Annotated in this window: 14 protein-coding genes; 1 reads left to right on the top strand and 13 read right to left on the bottom strand. The window is 71.3% G+C overall.

Annotation, left to right across the window (positions count from 1 at the left end):
• Window positions 1–3 precede the first annotated feature (3 nt).
• Both efeO and efeU read right to left on the bottom strand, forming a co-directional pair.
• On the bottom strand, window positions 4–1,137 hold the full coding sequence (gene efeO / locus LADH09A_RS08140; protein ID WP_238644256.1) for an iron uptake system protein EfeO: 1,134 nt from the start codon (window positions 1,135–1,137) through the stop codon (window positions 4–6).
• Window positions 1,138–1,160: 23 nt separating this feature from the next.
• Window positions 1,161–2,063 carry an iron uptake transporter permease EfeU gene (gene efeU / locus LADH09A_RS08135; RefSeq protein WP_238644255.1) on the bottom strand — a complete coding sequence of 301 codons (903 nt, stop codon included), beginning with the start codon at window positions 2,061–2,063 and terminating at the stop codon, window positions 1,161–1,163.
• A gap of 214 nt (window positions 2,064–2,277) precedes the next feature.
• Between efeU and LADH09A_RS08130 the strand changes: the two genes are divergently transcribed.
• Window positions 2,278–2,436, top strand: a complete 159-nt coding sequence (locus LADH09A_RS08130) for a hypothetical protein (protein WP_238644254.1) — start codon at window positions 2,278–2,280, stop codon at window positions 2,434–2,436.
• A 169-nt stretch (window positions 2,437–2,605) separates the two neighbouring features.
• On the opposite strand, the gene ahcY is transcribed toward LADH09A_RS08130, so the two are convergent.
• From ahcY to LADH09A_RS08075, 11 genes are all read right to left on the bottom strand, one after another.
• Window positions 2,606–4,105, bottom strand: a complete 1,500-nt coding sequence (ahcY, locus tag LADH09A_RS08125; RefSeq protein WP_238644253.1) for an adenosylhomocysteinase — start codon at window positions 4,103–4,105, stop codon at window positions 2,606–2,608.
• Window positions 4,106–4,384: 279 nt separating this feature from the next.
• Window positions 4,385–5,548: a mannose-6-phosphate isomerase, class I gene (gene manA / locus LADH09A_RS08120; RefSeq protein WP_238644252.1), complete on the bottom strand. Its 1,164-nt coding sequence runs from the start codon at window positions 5,546–5,548 to the stop codon at window positions 4,385–4,387.
• 3 nt (window positions 5,549–5,551) lie between these two features.
• On the bottom strand, window positions 5,552–6,559 hold the full coding sequence (locus LADH09A_RS08115) for a cation diffusion facilitator family transporter (protein WP_238644251.1): 1,008 nt from the start codon (window positions 6,557–6,559) through the stop codon (window positions 5,552–5,554).
• 67 nt (window positions 6,560–6,626) lie between these two features.
• Entirely contained in the window at window positions 6,627–7,823 is a 1,197-nt protein-coding gene (locus LADH09A_RS08110) for an SIS domain-containing protein (RefSeq protein ID WP_238644250.1), read from the bottom strand.
• On the bottom strand, window positions 7,820–8,005 hold the full coding sequence (locus tag LADH09A_RS08105) for a Trm112 family protein (protein ID WP_030490836.1): 186 nt from the start codon (window positions 8,003–8,005) through the stop codon (window positions 7,820–7,822). Before LADH09A_RS08105 ends, LADH09A_RS08110 begins: the two co-directional genes overlap by 4 nt.
• A gap of 61 nt (window positions 8,006–8,066) precedes the next feature.
• The gene (locus LADH09A_RS08100) at window positions 8,067–9,452 is read right to left on the bottom strand and encodes a phosphomannomutase/phosphoglucomutase (RefSeq protein WP_238644249.1); all 1,386 of its coding nucleotides are present in this window, start codon (window positions 9,450–9,452) and stop codon (window positions 8,067–8,069) included.
• Window positions 9,453–9,522: 70 nt separating this feature from the next.
• Entirely contained in the window at window positions 9,523–10,581 is a 1,059-nt protein-coding gene (locus LADH09A_RS08095; protein WP_238644248.1) for a hypothetical protein, read from the bottom strand.
• A 386-nt stretch (window positions 10,582–10,967) separates the two neighbouring features.
• Window positions 10,968–11,633, bottom strand: a complete 666-nt coding sequence (locus LADH09A_RS08090; RefSeq protein ID WP_372492249.1) for an endonuclease V — start codon at window positions 11,631–11,633, stop codon at window positions 10,968–10,970.
• A gap of 676 nt (window positions 11,634–12,309) precedes the next feature.
• On the bottom strand, window positions 12,310–12,600 hold the full coding sequence (locus tag LADH09A_RS08085; protein WP_238644246.1) for a hypothetical protein: 291 nt from the start codon (window positions 12,598–12,600) through the stop codon (window positions 12,310–12,312).
• A gap of 62 nt (window positions 12,601–12,662) precedes the next feature.
• Window positions 12,663–13,097, bottom strand: coding sequence for a hypothetical protein (locus LADH09A_RS08080; RefSeq protein ID WP_238644245.1), 435 nt, complete (start codon window positions 13,095–13,097; stop codon window positions 12,663–12,665).
• Window positions 13,097–17,518, bottom strand: a complete 4,422-nt coding sequence (locus LADH09A_RS08075; RefSeq protein WP_238644244.1) for a toxin glutamine deamidase domain-containing protein — start codon at window positions 17,516–17,518, stop codon at window positions 13,097–13,099. The genes LADH09A_RS08080 and LADH09A_RS08075 overlap by 1 nt, the downstream gene beginning before the upstream one ends.
• Window positions 17,519–17,521 lie beyond the last annotated feature (3 nt).

Below are 17,521 nucleotides of genomic sequence, written 5' to 3'. Positions count from 1 at the left end.
AGGTCACTTCGCGACGGCCGCGGCGACCTTGCTGATCGGCTCGGCGAGCGCGTTGATCCCGTCGGAGAGCTCCTTGAGCTCGGCCTTGCTCAACGCGGTGTGCAGCTTCCACCCGTCGCCGTCGCGGTGCTTGCCGAGCAGCGTCTCCACGTTGGCGAACTCGGTGTCCAGCTGCGTGACCAGCTCCGGTGCGCGCTGTTGCAGCGCCGGGCGGAGGGCGGACACGGCGGCCTTCGAACCCTCCAGGTTGGCGGCGAAGTCCCACAGGTCGGTGTGCGAGTAGCGGTCCTCCTCGCCGGTGATCTTGCCGCTGGCCACCTCGTCGAGCAGCTCCTTCGCGCCGTTGGCGAGCTGGAGCGGGGAGAGCTTCTCGGCGTTGGCCTTGGCCACGATCTCCTTGACGTCGACCAGCAGCCGGTCGGCGATCGGGCCGTCCTTGCTGATGTCGCCGGACTCCCAGAGGTCCTTCTCGATCCGGTGGAAGCCGGTGAACTCCATCCCCTCCTCGATGACCTCCTCGCGGCCGTCGATCTTGGGGTCGAGGTCACCGAAGATCTCGGCCACCGGCTCGATCCGCTCCCAGTAGGTGCGGGCGACCGGGTAGAGCGCCTTGGCCTTGGCGACGTCGCCGGCCTTGACCGCGCCGACGAACTCCTCGGTCTTGTCGAGCAGCGCGGTGGTCTGGCTCTTGACGTAGCGCTGGTAGTTGTCGGTGGCGTCACCGAGCGCGGCGTCGGCGGTGAGCGGCTGCGCCGACCCGCTGACCTTGAGCGCACCCCGGATGCCCTTGCCGCTCATCCCGGGCTTGCAGGCCGTCTGGTACGTGCCGGCCGGCAGCTCCACGTGCAGCTCACGGCTGAGCCCGGGGGCGATGTTCTCCACCTCGCCGAGCACGCGGTCGCCCTCGGCGTACACGTAGAACTCGGTCACCTTCGCACCCGAGTTGGTGATCTTGAAGGTGGCGGTGCCGGCGCCCAGGTCGGTCGTGCCGACCTCGCAGGCGGTGTCGCTGGCCTTGACCACGATCGGTCCGCCGGTCGCGGCCGAGTCACCCTTGCCGGAGTCGGAGCAGGCGGCCAGACCGGCCGTCGCCAGCACGCCGGCGGCGGCCAGCGCGAAGAACTGGGTGGTACGCATCTGAGCTGTCTCTCCTCGTGGAGTCAGGCACGCTGCGGCGTGGACGCCGCCTCGGCCTCGGTGCCGGTGCCGGTGTCGGCCCCGCGCTCGGTGACGGTGGTGGTCGCGGTGGGTGCCGGCGTACGCCGGGCCGGTCGCAGGAACAGCAGGAGCACGGGTACGGCGTACCCGATCCAGGCGATGGTCTCCAGCACGGTGGGCGCGGGAGTCACGTTGAACATGCCGGCGAGCAGGGCGGCGTACCAGGTGGTCGGGTCGAGCGTGCTGGTGATGTCGAAGGCCAGGTGGTTCAGGCCGGGCAGGACGCCGGCCTCCTGGAAGTCGTGTACGCCGTACTTGAGGATGCCGGCGGCGACCAGGATCAGCAGCGCGCCGGTCCAGGTGAAGAACGTGCTGAGGTTGATCCGCAGGGCGCTGGCGTAGAGCAGCACGCCGAGCACCACGGCGGTGACGATGCCGCCGATCAACGCGAGCAGCGGCCCACTGTCGCCGGCCGCGCCCTGGGCGGCCGAGTAGAAGATCAGGGCAGTCTCCAGGCCCTCGCGGATCACCGCGAGGAAGGCCATGCCGGCGACGGCGAGCGACCCGACGGCCAGCGCCTCGGTGAGCTTGCCCCGCAGCTCACCGGCGATGGTCCGGGCGGCCCGGCGCATCCAGAAGATCATCCAGGTGACGAAGACCACGGCGGCGACGGAGGTGATCGCCTCGAACAGCTCGCGGTCCTCGGAACGGGCCAGCACCGAGGTCGACGTGTACTCGATCAGCCAGCCGACGAGCACCGAGAGCACGACGGCCAGACCGACGCCGGCCCAGACCTGGGGCAACCGGTCCCGGCGCTGCGACTTCACCAGGAAGGCGACCAGGATGCTGACCACCAGGGTGGCCTCCAGGCCTTCCCGCAGACCGATCAGGTAGGTGGCGAACATCCGGGGCTCCGAGTTGATTAGGCACGCCTCAACTGACTTAGGGCAGGCATACCTTCCTCCCGCTCGGGGCTGGCGTCAAGTCGATCGCGACAAGCTCACGTGCCCAGTGACCAGGCTCTTCGGCCTCCAGCCGCCGACGCCGTGACGCCCAGCGGGCGTGGTCCTCCCGCTCGGAAGGCGGAGCACCCCGTTCGACTGTGGCAGGATCCCCGCCGTGAAGGCATTCCTGCCGTGGCTTGCGGTGCTGGCCGTCGTGCTGCTGCTCAGCGCGCTGCACATGCGGGCACTGGCCACCCTCGTGTCGGTCGGCTGGCTGATCTGGTGCGCCTGGACGTGGTTCCGCCCCACCCGGCGCGGCCCCCGGGCGGGCTGAGCGCGCCGCGCCTTGAGGCCGCCCCGCCTTGAGGCCGCCGCGCCTTGAGGCCGCCGCGCCTTGAGGCCGCCGCGCCTTGAGGCCGCCGCGCCTTGAGCCTCCGGTCCTGATGTCGGAAACGACGAGACCGGGCCGGCTGCGAACAGCCGACCCGGTCCCTTATCGTCGATCAGTAGCGGTAGTGATCCGGCTTGAACGGACCCTCCGTGGAGACACCCAGGTACGCGGCCTGCTCCTTGGTCAGCGTGCTCAGCTTGGCGCCGAGCGCGCCCAGGTGCAGCCGGGCGACCTTCTCGTCCAGGTGCTTGGGCAGCACGTAGACGCCGATCGGGTATTCCTCGGTCTTGGTGAACAGCTCGATCTGGGCGATCGTCTGGTTGGCGAACGAGTTCGACATCACGAAGCTCGGGTGACCGGTGGCGTTGCCCAGGTTCAGCAGGCGGCCCTCGGAGAGCACGATGATGGCGTGCCCGTCGGCGAAGCGCCACAGGTCGACCTGCGGCTTGATGTTGATCCGCTCGACGTCGGAACGCTTGGCCAGACCGGCCATGTCGATCTCGTTGTCGAAGTGGCCGATGTTGCCGACGATGGCCTGGTGCTTCATCCGGGCCATGTGCTCGTTGGTGATGACGTCGAAGCAGCCGGTCGCGGTGATGAAGATGTCCGCCTGCTCGACCACGTCGTCCAGGGTGGCGACCTGGTAGCCGTCCATCGCGGCCTGCAACGCGCAGATCGGGTCGACCTCGGTCACCACGACCCGGGCGCCCTGGCCGCGCAGCGACTCGGCACATCCCTTGCCCACGTCGCCGTAGCCCATCACCACGGCCATCTTGCCGCCGATCAGCACGTCGGTGGCCCGGTTGATGCCGTCGATCAGCGAGTGCCGGCAGCCGTACTTGTTGTCGAACTTGCTCTTGGTCACCGAGTCGTTGACGTTGATGGCCGGGAAGAGCAGGGTGCCCGCGCGGTGCATCTCGTAGAGCCGGTGCACGCCGGTGGTGGTCTCCTCGGTCACGCCCTTGATGCCGGCGGAGATCCGGGTCCAGCGCTGGCCGTCCTCGGCGATCGAGCGGTGCAGCAGCTCGAGGATGACGCCGTACTCCTCGGAGTCGGCGGACTCGACCGGCGGGACGGCTCCGGCCTTCTCGAACTCGGCACCCTTGTGCACGAGCAGGGTGGCGTCGCCGCCGTCGTCGAGGATCATGTTCGGGCCCTGCCCGTCCGGCCAGGCGAGCACCTGCTCGGTGCACCACCAGTACTCCGGGAGGGTCTCGCCCTTCCACGCGTACACCGGCACGCCGGCCGGGGCCTCGGGGGTGCCGTCCGGGCCGACGACGATCGCCGCGGCGGCGTGGTCCTGGGTGGAGAAGATGTTGCAGGACGCCCAGCGCACCTGCGCGCCGAGCGCGACCAGCGTCTCGATCAGGACGGCGGTCTGGATGGTCATGTGCAGCGAGCCGGTGATCCGCGCGCCGGCGAGCGGCTGCGCGTCGGCGAACTCCCGGCGAATCGCCATCAGGCCGGGCATCTCGTGCTCGGCGAGCTGGATCTCTTTACGCCCGAACTCAGCGAGCGACAGATCCGCCACCTTGAAGTCGCCTTCGGCGAGCGTGCTCGGCCGGGCCTCGGACGGCGTACCGCTGGCGGTCGCCGGGAGGGTGCTGGTCATGAAAGCTCCTGTCGAACGATGTCTGCGCCGACCCTCCACCATACGCGCGCTGGCGATGGGCACCCGGGGACGGGCCGCGGACAGCGCACGGGGCGGTCGGTGATGGACGGACTTACCCGCCCACGTCCCGCCCGCCCCGTGCATCCCCCCGGTTTGGTTCCCCGCACGTTCTCGGACCGTCGTCGCGATAACGCTGCGTACTCATAGAGTCACACTCAGGCAGGGTGACGTCAAGCTATTCCGGGAAAGTCGGACTTGTGTCGTTGCTGGGCGTGCGCGTCAGCGCAGACCCGACGTCGCCACGTACGCCTCACCGGCGCCGCTGACCCGCAACGGCTCACCAGCCGCCGTGCCGATCGCCGCCTCGCCGGACACGAGCGTCACCGCACCGGCGCCATCGTCCACGGTGATCGAACCGCTACCGCAGAGCACCACCCGGGGACCGGGCAGCGGCAGCGTGACCGAGGGCACCTCGCCGCCGACCCGCACCCGGTGCAGCGCGAAGTCGTCCACCGGCACGGGCCACCAGTCCACACCCGGACCCACCGGCTGCGCGGCCCGCACCGGGTCGTCGAGCACCTCGAAGCGCAGCACCCGCAGCAACTCGTCGACGTCCACCCGCTTCGGGGTCAGACCACCGCGCAGCACGTTGTCACTGGCCGCCATGATCTCCACCCCGCAGCCGCTCAGGTAGGCGTGCAGGTTGCCGGCCGGCATCCAGATCCCCTCGCCCGCGACCAGTCGCACGTGGTGCAGCAGCAGCGCCACCAGCGCGCCCGGATCGGCCGGGTAGGCCTTGGCCAGCCGGCGGACCAGCTCCGCGTCCGGGCCGTCGGCCGACGACGCCAGCACCGCGCCCAACAACTCGTCGCGCTGCGGCACCGGCCAGCCGAGCAACGTCCGTACCGCCGACCGCAGCCCCTCCGGCCCGGACCGCAACGCGGCGACCACCGGCGCCAACGCCGGTACGCCGAACGCGGCGAGCGCCTCCGCCGACTCCGCCGGGTCCCGGAAGCCGCACAGCGCCTCGAACGGCGTGAGTGCGACCAGCAACTCCGGCTTGTGGTGCGGGTCGGAGTAGTTGCGCTCCCCCTCGGGACGCCCGGCCTGTGCCGCGAAGCCGGCCCGGGCCTGCTCGGCGTCCGGATGAGCCTGGAGGCTCAGCGGAGCGTCGGCCGCGAGGACCTTGAGCAGGAACGGCAGACGATCGCCGAACCGCTCGGACACCCGCTGCCCGAGCCACTGCCCGGGCTCGTCCCGCACCAGGTCACAGAGGCTCACCCGCAGACCGGCACGCGCCACGCTCGCCGGGGCGCCCGGGTGGGCGCCCAACCACAGCTCCGCCTCCGGCCCCTCGCTGGGCACCGACCGCCCCTGGAGGAGAGCGATGGCCGAACGAGACCCCCAGGCGTAGTCGCGGATCGGTCCGTACAGTGGCTCCACCCGTCAACCCCCGGGCCGCGCGGCCGCCTCGCCCGACCCGTCCTGCGGCTGGGGCACGGCGGTGTCGGCGGCGGCGCCGGTGCCGGCCTCGGCCGCGGCGGCGCTGTAGATGTCCGGCTCCAGGTAGATCACCCGGGCGGTCGGCACCGCAGCGCGGATCCGCGCCTCCACGGCGTTGATGCCCCGGGCCAGGTCCTGGGCGCTCTCGCAGCTCGGCACGCCGATCTTCGCGGCCACCATCAGCTCTTCCGGCCCCAGGTAGAGCGTCTTCATGTGGATGATCCGCTCCACCTCGGGGCCGTCGGTGACAGCCCGCTCGATGGCGGCAAGGTCGGACGCCTCGGCGCCCTCACCGAGCAGCAGGCTCTTCGTCTCGATGGCCAGCACGACGGCGATGACCACGAGCAGCACGCCGATCATCGCGGTGCCGGCGGCGTCCCACCGGCCGTTGCCGGTGATCAGGGTCATGCTGACGCCGAAGAGCGCGAACACCAGACCGACCAGGGCACCGAAGTCCTCCAGCAGCACCACCGGCAGCTCGGGCGCCTTGGCCCGGCGGATGAAGCGCACCCAGGACTGGTTGCCCCGGACGTGGTTGGACTCCTTGATGGCGGTCCGGAAGGAAAACGACTCCAAGATGATCGCCGTCACCAGCACCACCACCGGCAACCAGTGCCAGGACTCGATGCCGCCCTTGTGGCCCCACTTGTGGTACGCCTCGTACAGCGCGAACAGGCCGCCGATGCTGAACAGCACGATGGACACGATGAACGCGTAGATGTAGCGCTCCCGGCCGTACCCGAACGGGTGTTCCGGGGTAGCCGCCCGCTTGGCCCGCTTACCGCCGAGCAGCAGCAGGCCCTGGTTGCCGGAGTCGGCGACCGAGTGGACCGCCTCGGCCAACATCGACGACGAGCCGGAGAGCAGGAACGCAATGAACTTGGTGACGGCGATGCCGATGTTGGCCAGCAGGGCGGCGACAATCGCCTTCGTCCCACCGTTGGCGCTCATGCCACCGCTCCGCTTCGCCGTGCGAAGCCGACCGGTCCGCGCATGACGCGCCGCCCCCTGCGTGCGTTCACTGGTTCGAAAGCTCCTTCATCTCGGTGATGGCCGGCACGGCCATCGGGTCAAGTCCATGGGCCAGAGCAAGGTAGACCGAGGCGAAATCCGGGACCGCGATCAGCGAGGCCAGGCGCTCCAACGCGGAGCCACCCTCGGCGGTCACCACGTCGCACCGCACACCACGGCGCTCGGCGAGGGTCTGCACCGCGTCCGCGCGGCGCTCCTCGACGGCGAGGGGCTCGTCGGTGTCGTCCTCGGCGTTGAGCCCGCCGTCGCGCAGCAGCACCAACCGCAGCCGGGTGCCCTCGCCGTCGTCCTCGGCCGGGTCGGCGAAGATGTCCCGCTCGCCCTCGGCCAGGCCGCCGAAGACACCGTCGAGCAGACCGACCCGACCCCGACCGGCCTCACCGAGCGCTCCGGTGACCACCGGGTAGCGGGCGTTGGCCGACAGGGTGTCGCCGAACCGGCGGGCGGCCACGGTGGCCAGCGGGGACGAGCCCCAGACAATCGGAATCGAGCCGGCCAGGCCCAGGGCCAGCGACTTCGCCGGGTTGACGAACGACTCGGCGGCCGACCGGCAGCGGTCGGCGTCGGCGTCGAGCCGGGCCGCCGTCTCCGCCAGGTCCGCCTCGTTGACCTTCACGAGCCCGAGGGAACGGGCCGCGAGCAGCACCGGCACGGTGAGCGCCCAGAGGCTGGCCCGGGCCGGAGCACGCCGGGGCACCGGGATGAACGGCGCCCGGGCCTGCTCGGCGATCGACTGCAACTGCGAGTCGGGGGCACCCACGGCGACCAGCCGGGCACCACGCCGGTGCGCCGCCTCGGCCGCGCCGAGCGCCTCCGGGCTACGACCGGACGCGCTCACCGCGATCACCACGTCGGCAGCGCCCACCCAGCCGGGCACCCCGGCGCTGCGGTGCCCGATGATCGGGACCGGGCAGCGCGGCCCCGCGACAGTGGCCAGCACGTCCCCGGTACGCCCCGCCGTGCCGATGCCGGCGATGACCACGGCACGGGGCCGCCCGTCGTCGGCGAGCACCGCCAGGTTCGCCTCGGCAGCCAGTGCGGCGCTCTCGCGGACCTGCGCACCGGCCGACGCCGTGTGCCGGAGCATGCCGCCCGGGTCACGCTCGGCCAGCGCCTCCGGGTTGTCGAGCAGGGCCTCGTCGGCATCGCGCCGTCCGCTGACCCCGGCCGTACCGTCGATCATGACGGCTGCCCGGGGCCGCCGCGCGCCTCGTCCAGCAACAGCACCGGTACGTCGTCGCGGACCTCGAAGATCCGCCCGCACTCCGTGCAGGTCAACGTCTGCGCCTCGGCGTCATAGGTGAGCGGGGCGTGGTGCGTGTCCGGACAGGCGAGAATCTCGAGCAACTGCGGATCCAGGGCCATGGCACGGCTCCTTCCACGTGTGCGGCTTCACCGGCGGCGGTGCCGACCGGCGCAGGCGATCTTATCGGCGAACGCGGCCCAGCACGTCGTCCCGGAGCGAGACCATCCGATCCCGGGTGGGCGCCTCGACGTTGAGCCGCAGCAGCGGCTCCGTGTTGGAGGCGCGCAGGTTGAACCACGCGCCGTCGGGGAATCGCAGGGTGAGGCCGTCCATCTCGTCGGCCACCGCGTCCGGGTACGCGGCCCGCACCTCGGCCACCGCCGCCGCCTGGTCGGCGACCGTCGAGTTGATCTCGCCCGAGGCGACGTAACGCTCGAACTCGCCGGCCATCACGGACAGCGGCAGCGACTGCTCGCCCAACGCGGCCAGCGTGTGCATCGCCGCGAGCATCCCGGTGTCGGCGAACCAGAAGTCGCGGAAGTAGTAGTGCGCGGAGTGCTCGCCGCCGAAGACGGCATTGGTGCGGGCCATCTCCGCCTTGATGAAGGAGTGCCCGACCCGGGCGACGACCGGCTGCCCGCCGTGCTCACGGATGATCTCCGCGACCGCGCTGGAGGTGATCAAGCCGTGGATCACGGTGGAGCCCGGGTGCTTGGCCAGCTCACGTGCGGCGACGAGGGCGGTGATCGCCGACGGCGAGACCGGCTCGCCGCGCTCGTCCACCACGAAGCACCGGTCGGCGTCACCGTCGAAGGCCAGCCCGATGTCGGCACCGTGCTCGACCACCGCGCGCTGGAGGTCCACCAGGTTGGCCGGGTCCAGGGGGTTGGCCTCGTGGTTGGGGAAGCTGCCGTCCAGCTCGAAGTAGAGCGGCACGATCTCCAGTGGCAACGGCGACAGGGCGGCGTCACCCAGCACGGTGGGGACCGTGAAGCCACCCATCCCGTTACCGGCGTCGACGACGACCTTCAGCGGCCGGATGCCCGAGAGGTCGACCAGCTTGCGCAGGTAGCCGGCGTAGTCGGGAAGCATGTCCCGTCGCTCGGCCGGCCGGGTCGGCTCACCGGCCGGACGGGTTTCGCCGGAGTCCAGAAGGGCCTGGGCCCGGTCCCGGATCTCCGTCAGACCGCTCTCCTGGCCGATCGGGCGCGCACCGGAGCGGCACATCTTGATGCCGTTGTACTGAGCGGGGTTGTGACTGGCGGTGAACATCGCGCCGGGCAGGTCGAGCGAGCCGGAGGCGAAGTAGAGCAGGTCGGTGGAGGCGAGCCCGATCTCGATCACCGAGCGCCCCTCGGCCCGTACGCCGGCGGCGAACGCGGCGGCCAGGCCGGGCGAGGTGGCCCGCATGTCGTACCCGACGACAACCGCGTCACCCGGCTCGTCGGTGGAGTTGAGCAGCTGGGTGAACGCGGCTCCCAGCGCCTCGGCGGTCCGCTCGTCCCACTGGTCCGGCACTGTCCCTCGGACGTCGTACGCCTTCACAATCTGGGACAGATCAGACACGTGTTCCACTCCTTGGCCGCAAGTTAGACACCGATCCTGAGCCTAACGGAGGGTCCGCGTCTCCCCCCGCTCAGCCCGGGAGCCGGGGAATGAAGACAGTGTGGCCGCCCTCGTCCGTCGGCGGGTCCCCGGGCAGCGGTCGGGTTCCGGGCGCACCCGGCATCGGCTGTGTCGCCTCCGGGACCGCATCGGCACCGCCGGGACGCGCACCGTAGACCCCACCGGTGGCAGGGCGCGGGGACGGCACGGCACCCCAGCCGGCGGCGGGCGGCTGCTGGCCGTACACCTGACCGGGGCGACCGGGCGCGGCCGGCGACCCACCGGCGGCGCGGTAGGTGGTGCCGCCGGGGTTGCCCGGCAGCGCGTCGGGCGACTGGTCGGACGGCTTGCGGTCCTGCCGCGAGCGACGCACCAGCAGCACGATGAGCAGCAGGCCGATCGCCACCATCGCGATGCCGAAGAACATCACCACCGAACCGCCGCCGGACGACTCCGCGGCAGTTGCCGTGGTGTTCGGGGCACTCGACACGCCGCCCAGGGCCGCCGGGGTGACCGCCTCGTCGACGGCCACGACCTCGGACGGGGTCGGGGTGGGCGTCGGCTTCTTCGACGGCGTCGGCGACGGGGTGACGCGCGCGCCGGTCACCTTGGCCGTGTCGCTGCCCTGGCCCAACTGCTGACCGGTGGCGCTGACGCCCGCGCCGCTGACGACGAGTTGACCACCCGGGACACCCGCGGCGAACGCCACCCGGTACCGCACCGTGATGCCCTTGCCCTTGCACAGGGTCGGCTTAGCCGGCGACGTCTGCGCGGTCGCCACCGTGCCGCCACCACCCGAGACGGCCACCGGGAACCAGCGCCCGCCAGCGTTGACCTCGACCTTCACCTGGTCCGGCTGAAGACCCTCCAGGCGCAGACCCAGCGCGGTACGCAGCAGGACGCACCCGTCGGTGCGCTTGCGCACCGCGACGTTCACCCCCTGCGGGGAGCCGCCCGCGGCGAAGCTGCTGGCCGCGCCCACCCGGACCGAGTCGTCGTCGGCCAGCGCCGGTGACGCACCGAGCATCACCAGGCCGCCCACCAGACCGCAGACCGCCGCGAGCTGTGCCGCGCGTCGACGCACCGTCATGATCACCTCGCCGTTCTCCCCGGGTGGGGTCCGCGGGTCAGGCTACTACCGGCCCACCTACCCCGTCGGTCATAGAGCGGCCCGGATGTGTGCGGCGTTACGGTTTACGGCCCGGCCCGCCGACCTGCGAAGAGGGTCGGCATCAGTCCGGCTGGACCGTGTTTCCGGCGGGTCTGTCGGGCTCGGTCCGGCGGGGTTCGGGGTGCCGTCCGGCGGGGTGCTCGGTGCGGCCGGGTGGGCGTTTTCGGGGCGGCCGGCGCGCGGTGCTCGCGGTCGGGGTGGCGTGCGCGGTGCGGTCGGGGTGGCGTGTTCGGGGCGGCCGGATCGGAGCGGTTGCGGTGCTCGCGGTCGGGGTGCTTACGGCGGGGCGGCGTGCTCCGGTGCGGTCAGTCGGTCTGTTCGGCGCTGGCGAGGGCGCCGCGGCTGAGTCGATCGGCGGTGCGGGTGGTCTCCGGCAGCCGGTAGCGCGGGGTCAGCGCAAGCACCTGCGCGGTCGCGTTCGCCAGGCTCATCCGATGCCCGACGCTGACGAAGACCGGCTTCACCCCGTCCTGGGTCCGCAGCACCCGGCCGACGACGTCACCGCCGTCGCGCAGCGGCGACCAGGCGCCCCGCCCGGCGGCCGGCGGGTCCCACGTCCCGACCAGCGGCGTCTTCCCCACCCCGATCGCGGGCAACCCGGTGACCACGCCGAGGTGGCAGGCCAGCCCGAACCGTCGCGGATGGGCCAGACCGTGCCCGTCGCAGACCAGCAGGTCCGGCAGGACGCTCAGGCGGTTCAGTGCGCCGAGCAGCGCGGGCAACTCACGGAAGGCGAACAGCCCCGGCACGTAGTCGAAAGCCGGCTCTCCCAAGCTCACCGCGGAATCCACCACCTCCAACGTCCTGGCGTCCAGCACCGTCACGGCCGCCGCCAGAAGGTCACCACCCTGGGCGTACGCGACGTCCAGGCCGGCCACCGTCGCGGGCGCGCCCGGCCCCGGCCCGACCAGGTCGACCAACGGCCGCAACTCCTCCTGTACGGCCACGGCCTGCGCGACACTGCCCGGCACCGCCGCCGCCCGACCCGACACCGCCGCCGCCCGGCCCGACACCGCCGCCGCCTGGCTTGATCCACTCGTGTTCATGAAAATCGGGCTATCCCACTGACCTTGATGCCCCGATTTCACGAAACCCGAGTCGATCACTCTCGGCGTGAGCCGTCGGCGCGATCCCCGGCGGCATCGCCCGTCGAGGTGCTGTCCGGACCCGCGTCCGTGGAGCTGACGTCTCTCTCCGCCGCCCTGTTCTCCGCCGCCCCGTTGACGGGGTCACCGCCGGGCCGACCCCCGGTCGCGCCGAAGGCGACCGCGAAGGCAATCCCGAGTGCGACTCCGAAGGCCACCCCGCCTGTCGAACCAAAGACGGGAATGCCCACAGCCAGACCGATCAAGATGCCGACCGGCCATACCCAGAGGTTGGGCTTGGTGCTCTCCGTACCAAGTCTCGCCATGCGTCGATGTTATTCGGCTCCATGACGGCGGTGATCGACGGTCGGGCGGGCGGCAAGGCGCAACTCGTCGTGAGCCTCGACCCACCGGCCGACTGTGTGGACACCACGCCAGGCTGCGAGCCGCTGCCTGCCCTCGTCGCATCTCGAACGTCCACTGCCGTGTCCGTCGATGAGGGCGGGTGCGGGCCGCCGCCGACTCAGTTGCCGCGTCGCCCCGCGATCTCAGCGACTGGACGTCACCCATCGCCGCAGCCAGTCTTGAACATGGCACGGATCGATCTCTCGTCCGGCAATTTCTCACCACCAGTGACTGCCCCGGCCACTGCCTCGGCGGCGCCGCGGTCGACATTCTTGTAGCGGTCCACATTCCGGTAGTCGTTAAGAAAACGCACAACGAGATCGGGGTCGTAAGCCCAAGCCCGAGCGCGATGATCCCAAAGAATGGCCTGACCGGGCCCCGCATCCATGACAAAAACCCCCGCCGGGCCGTCCTGCCCATCGGTCCGGTAGATCAGGTAGTAGCTCAACAATCTCCCGCTCCAACTTTTCGGCGGTCTGCGGCGCTACCGGGGGAGTCGCCGAGCAACGCCTATTTCGCCCTCGCTATGTCGGGGTCCGCGCCAGGATCACCGGCCGCGCGAAGCTGCTCCTCGAACATCACGAAGGTTCGCTGCCGGATCCCGTAAATGAGGGCTCGCTCCCTCGACGTCAGGTGGCGATCTTCGGCCTTCGCCACATCCCTGACCGCCTGTATCGTCTCGTAGAGAGCGAAAATCGGGCCGTCGCCCTCAAGATGGTGAGCCCGAAAGCGCTCCACCTCCTGCACGAATTCCTCAGGCGTACGACGGAAGATATCTCCCCCCACACCGAGGGTGATCTCCGTAAAGATCTCGTTCTTCTCGTGCCAGCCACCCGTATCAATGGAGACGCGCCACACTCTGGCACCTCCGTCTGGCGTTTCCACGATCTTGACCGGGGACTGGTAATAGAGGTAGTAGGAGGGAAGCAACAGACCATCGACCATCAGGCATTCCCCTCGAATGTTGACTGCAGTGCTTGCCAGAACAGTTGTCGCTCCCGGCGTCGGATACCCCCTGTGATCGCTCGCTCGCGTACCGTCAAGGGCCGGCCGTCTAACTGGGCGAGGGCTTCCACGTCGCGGCGAACCTCGTACAGAACATGCTCCCAAACCGCGATCGCGTCGAGGGCCGCGAGGTGCAGCCGGAACTCGGCCAGATGCCCGTCGCCCATCTGAAGCACGAGCTGCACGTCCCGGTAGCCACTGTCCATGGGTGAGATGAAGCGATCGTCATAGCGGACGATCACGACGTCCGGGTGGTCTCGTACTCGTTCGAGCGCCGCGTAGAGGTCATTGAGGTTACGGAACTCGACTTTCGCACCCGCCAGGTCGAGCAACGTGGACGCGTCGCCCTGGTGCTTGTCCACCTTGTCCTCGGCACGGCGACGATCCTTGGGCTGTGAACGCCAGCCCGGCTCGCCGACCCGTCGCTCACCGACCTGGGCCAGGGAGATCGCCAACTGATTCAGCTCGGTCTGGGCGACCGCTGCCGCCGCGTAGAGGCTGTCCAGGTAGTGCCGTCGGTATGAGGGGTCAGCCTGACGGCGCTTGTCGAACCCCGGTTGGTTCGCCGGATCATCCGGCAGTCGAATACTCGCGCTGATCCGGCGCTGGTCGTCCGTGAGCGGCGTCGGCTGCGGTTGGTCCGCAAACCGGTCGGTCGCCACCTCCAACCCCACGGCCTCCGGTTGGGCGATGTCATCGAGCACCTCGGCAAGAACGTCGATGGCCTGCTGATGACCGGCCAGGTGATAGAGAGTCAGCGGGCGTGCGGTCAGCGAGTTCGCGAGTTCGGGTGCTGACATGACCAGGCGCGCCAGGTCGGGATGTCGCACCAACCGGCGGGTCAGGCGCTCGGCCAGTTCCGGCTCGTTGTCGGGCGGCTCCCTGCGTGCGTGATCGAGCATGTCGCGGACCCGACCGTCGGCGAACAGCCGTGCCACATCCCGGGCCGACGCCTCGTCCAGCTCCGGTACCAGACGACGGAGCACAGGTGGGTCGACCGCCGCCGCGAAGTCGGCGGGACTCACTCCGGCCGCGAAGATCTCGTCCAGGCTGCCGGCCATCGAGACGACACGGGCCGGGCTGTTCGTCGAGGGTTGGCCCCAAACAGCGCCGGACGAGGTGTCGACGGGCTCAACGTCACCCACATCTGCCGAGCCAGGGCCGTCCAGTAGGAGGTACATCCGGTTCATGTACGGGTCACCGTGGCCGTCGTCGTCGTCCGTCGACGGATGGTCCGGCAGGTCGGGCCGCTCGCTGAACCGGCCCCGGGGCAGCCCACCGAGCGGCATCGGTCGGCCGTCCCCGCTCAGCACCAGCGCGTCGATGCCGACGGCATCGGGATACAGGGGATGGTCCCGGACCACCCCGTTCTGCGGGTCGACGTAGAGCACCGTGCCGTTCTGGTTGAGCGCCACCCAGGCGTGGGAACCGCCGTGTGGCCACTCGGTGACCAGGAACGCGTAGCTGCCGTGACCTCCCAGCAGCAGTTGGTCGCGCAGGTTGCGGTAGCCCCGGTCGGCGGCGTGCCGCGCCTGCTCGTCGTACGGACGTTGGCCGGCCGGCGGGGCGAGGAGTTGCTGGAAGCGCCCGCCGGTGACGTCCTCCACCCGGCCTGGGCCGCCTGCCTCGCCGCGGATCGGACGCCGGATGTCACCGTCGAGGTAGCCGTCGAAGGTACGCGGCGCCGACACCCGTGGCCGCCCGTGCACCCAGGTCTCGAACAACGACAGGGTGCAGTCCAGGCAGTTGATGCCCCGGGTGGCATCGGCTGCGGGACCTCCGTCGTTCAGGAGCCGGAACCAGCCGCCCCGTCGGGGGTCGGCAGTGCGGGTGATGGTGCCGTCCGACTCGCGGGGCATCTGCCGTTCGACGTCGACCTGGTGCAGGGCGAGCGGTGGGCGTAGTCCTCCGGGCCGCCCGTACGGCCGGGAGTCGTCGATCGGCGGGGGCACGTCGTCGCCGGTGAGCCGGGACGGCCCGGCAGTCTCCACCGCACCGAGCGCGAGCGCGCCGACGTCCCTGTTCGCGTGCTCGAAGGCAGCGAGGTCCACGACCGGTGGCGCCGTGGTGCCGGCCAGCACCGCGTCCGCCAGGTCACGCCACTGGGCGTACGCGCGCGTCTCGTCGTTCGCGGCCCGCTGCCAGCCGTCGGCCCACTGCCGGTGACCTGCTCGGTGCAACTGTCGGGCGTAGGTGGCGTACTCGACCGCCCGGCGATCGTGCTCCGCTGCCCGGGCGCGCAGTCGGGTGGCCTCCGCCTGCCGGCGGTTGGTCTCGAAGCCGGTGCGTTGCGACTCGTAGTGACCCTGGTAGCGCCGCCGCTCGGCGGCTTCCGCCTCGGCGGCCCACTGCGCCGCGTACCAGTCGTCGGGCCCGGTCGCCGGTACGACCGGATCGCCGAACACCACCTCGACGGGGATGGAGGCCCTGCCTCGGGCGGGATGCTCGGGTGGGCGCGCCTCGCGTGTCGGGGCGGGCGATGGCACGGCGGATCGGCCCACCACCGTCGGGCTGACCGGCGGGCGATTGGTCGTGCTCGGGACGGCGAAGGTGACCGGCGCTGTCGGGCCGAGGGTGGTCGTCGGTGCTGGCCCGGTCGACGGAGGCCAGCCAGTTGGGCCAGCGGCCGGAGCGTGTGGCGAACCGCCGGGGTGGCCGGGCGCGACACCGGTGGCCGGTCCGCTGCTCGGCTCGAACGTCCCGGCCACGGGCGCGGCCACCGAGGACAGCCTCGGATCGGCGGGCACCGACGAGAGCGTCGGATCAGCCGCGACCGCCGACAGCCGCGAGTCAGCAGGCACCGACGAGAGCGTCGGATCAGCCGCCACCGGACGCGGTCCGTCCGTCGACGGCATCGGCTCGGACGGGCGCAGCGAGCGGTCGACGGCGTCCATGTCGGACACCGCGCCGACTGCCGGTGGTGACGCCACGTGCAGGTCGACGGCAACCGCGTGCCCGTCGGAGGCGGCCACGGGCGGCACGTCGGTTGCCCGTGACGGATGGATGCCCGGATCCGTCGGCATCTCGACGCGTAGCGACGCCAGGTGGTCCGGCGCTGACGTGGCGGTGGCTGGCGTGGCCTGCACCGGAACCCCCGGCGACGAGCCCTCCCCGCTCACCCCAGCCGAAGACACCCCACCAGCCGAAGGCACCGCACCCGCACCCGAAGACGACGCCGCCCCCACGGAAGACGCCGCCGCCGAAGAAGACGCCGCACCCGAAGACGAGGCCGTACCTGAAGACGAGGCCGCATCCGAAGAAGATGCCGCACCCGGAAGGGCCGGATCCCCCGACACCGCCGCCACGGACGGGAGCGACGGGCTGGCGAGTGACGCCCCGGCGAGGGCGTTGGCCTGCGCGTCGAGTCGTGCCCGTAACGCGTGGTCGGTCTGGCCGGTCGCCGAACCGGTGGCGCCGGACGCGGCAGCGCGGGCCACGTCCTCCATTGAGGTGAGGCCCTGGCCGGTGGCCAGGCTGGCGGCGCTGTCGGCGAGCACCTCGCCGGTCATCTCCCGTCCCAGGTGCTCCCCGATGCGGGCCGCCCGCCCGGTGGCGTGCCGGCCCAGGCCGGCAAGCGGGGCCACCGCGCCGCCAGCGAGCCCGCCGACCGCCGACGCGCCGAGGTCGGTCATGTCCAGGCCGTGCGCCCGCCCGGTGGAATTTTGGTACGCCTGGGTGGCCAGGGTGACGCCGCTCTCCTCGGCGGCCTCCTCCAGCCCTCCGCGAGCGGCCCGCTTGGCGAGCCCTCGCACGCCACCCTGGGCGACCTCCTTGGCGGCCCGTTCGCCGGCCTCCTTGAGCCCGTGCCGGAGGGACTTGCTGGCCAGTTGACCCATCAGCCGCTTGAAGATCTGTTGGACCAGCAGCCGGGTCGCGGTGATCGCCGCGCCGGCGACCGGGGTTGCGGCACCTGCGGTCAGCACCGCCGCGACCGCCACCGAGAGCAACTCGATGACCAGGATGCCCAGCTCGATCCAGACTTCCAGCTTGGCGCCCTCGATGTCGCAGCCGCACTCCTCGACCAGCCGGCCCAGGTCGGCGGTGATCGCGAGCAGCACGGGCAACGGGGCGTCGGCACCCTCGGCGATCCCCCGCCAGGCCGCCACGAACGCCGCGTCGACGGCACCGACCCCGCCGTAGGCGTTGTGCACCTCGGCAGCGGCCGTGGCGGCGTCGGTGTGGGGGCCGGCGAGCACGGAGGCGACCTCGTACCACTGGTCGGCGACGTCCCAGACGGCCCGCTCGTTGCCGTCGGGCCACTGCACCCCGACCACCCAGTCGAGGGCCTCGTAGATCCAGCCTGGAACGTCCCAGGGTGCGTGGTCGAGGGGGTGCGGGATCGGGCTCGGCAGCACGCTCATCGG

It is taken from the genome of Micromonospora cabrerizensis, assembly GCF_022230955.1.
Taxonomy (GTDB): domain Bacteria; phylum Actinomycetota; class Actinomycetes; order Mycobacteriales; family Micromonosporaceae; genus Micromonospora; species Micromonospora cabrerizensis.
This window is presented reverse-complemented; position numbering and strand designations above follow the sequence as displayed.

Coding starts and splice junctions, on each gene's coding strand:
- efeO (WP_238644256.1), bottom strand. CDS start 1,137: ATGCGTACCACCCAGTTCTTCGCGCTGGCCGCCGCCGGCGTGCTGGCG.
- efeU (WP_238644255.1), bottom strand. CDS start 2,063: ATGTTCGCCACCTACCTGATCGGTCTGCGGGAAGGCCTGGAGGCCACC.
- ahcY (WP_238644253.1), bottom strand. CDS start 4,105: ATGACCAGCACCCTCCCGGCGACCGCCAGCGGTACGCCGTCCGAGGCC.
- LADH09A_RS08115 (WP_238644251.1), bottom strand. CDS start 6,559: ATGAGCGCCAACGGTGGGACGAAGGCGATTGTCGCCGCCCTGCTGGCC.
- LADH09A_RS08110 (WP_238644250.1), bottom strand. CDS start 7,823: ATGATCGACGGTACGGCCGGGGTCAGCGGACGGCGCGATGCCGACGAG.
- LADH09A_RS08105 (WP_030490836.1), bottom strand. CDS start 8,005: ATGGCCCTGGATCCGCAGTTGCTCGAGATTCTCGCCTGTCCGGACACG.
- LADH09A_RS08095 (WP_238644248.1), bottom strand. CDS start 10,581: ATGACGGTGCGTCGACGCGCGGCACAGCTCGCGGCGGTCTGCGGTCTG.
- LADH09A_RS08080 (WP_238644245.1), bottom strand. CDS start 13,097: ATGGTCGATGGTCTGTTGCTTCCCTCCTACTACCTCTATTACCAGTCC.
- LADH09A_RS08075 (WP_238644244.1), bottom strand. CDS start 17,518: ATGAGCGTGCTGCCGAGCCCGATCCCGCACCCCCTCGACCACGCACCC.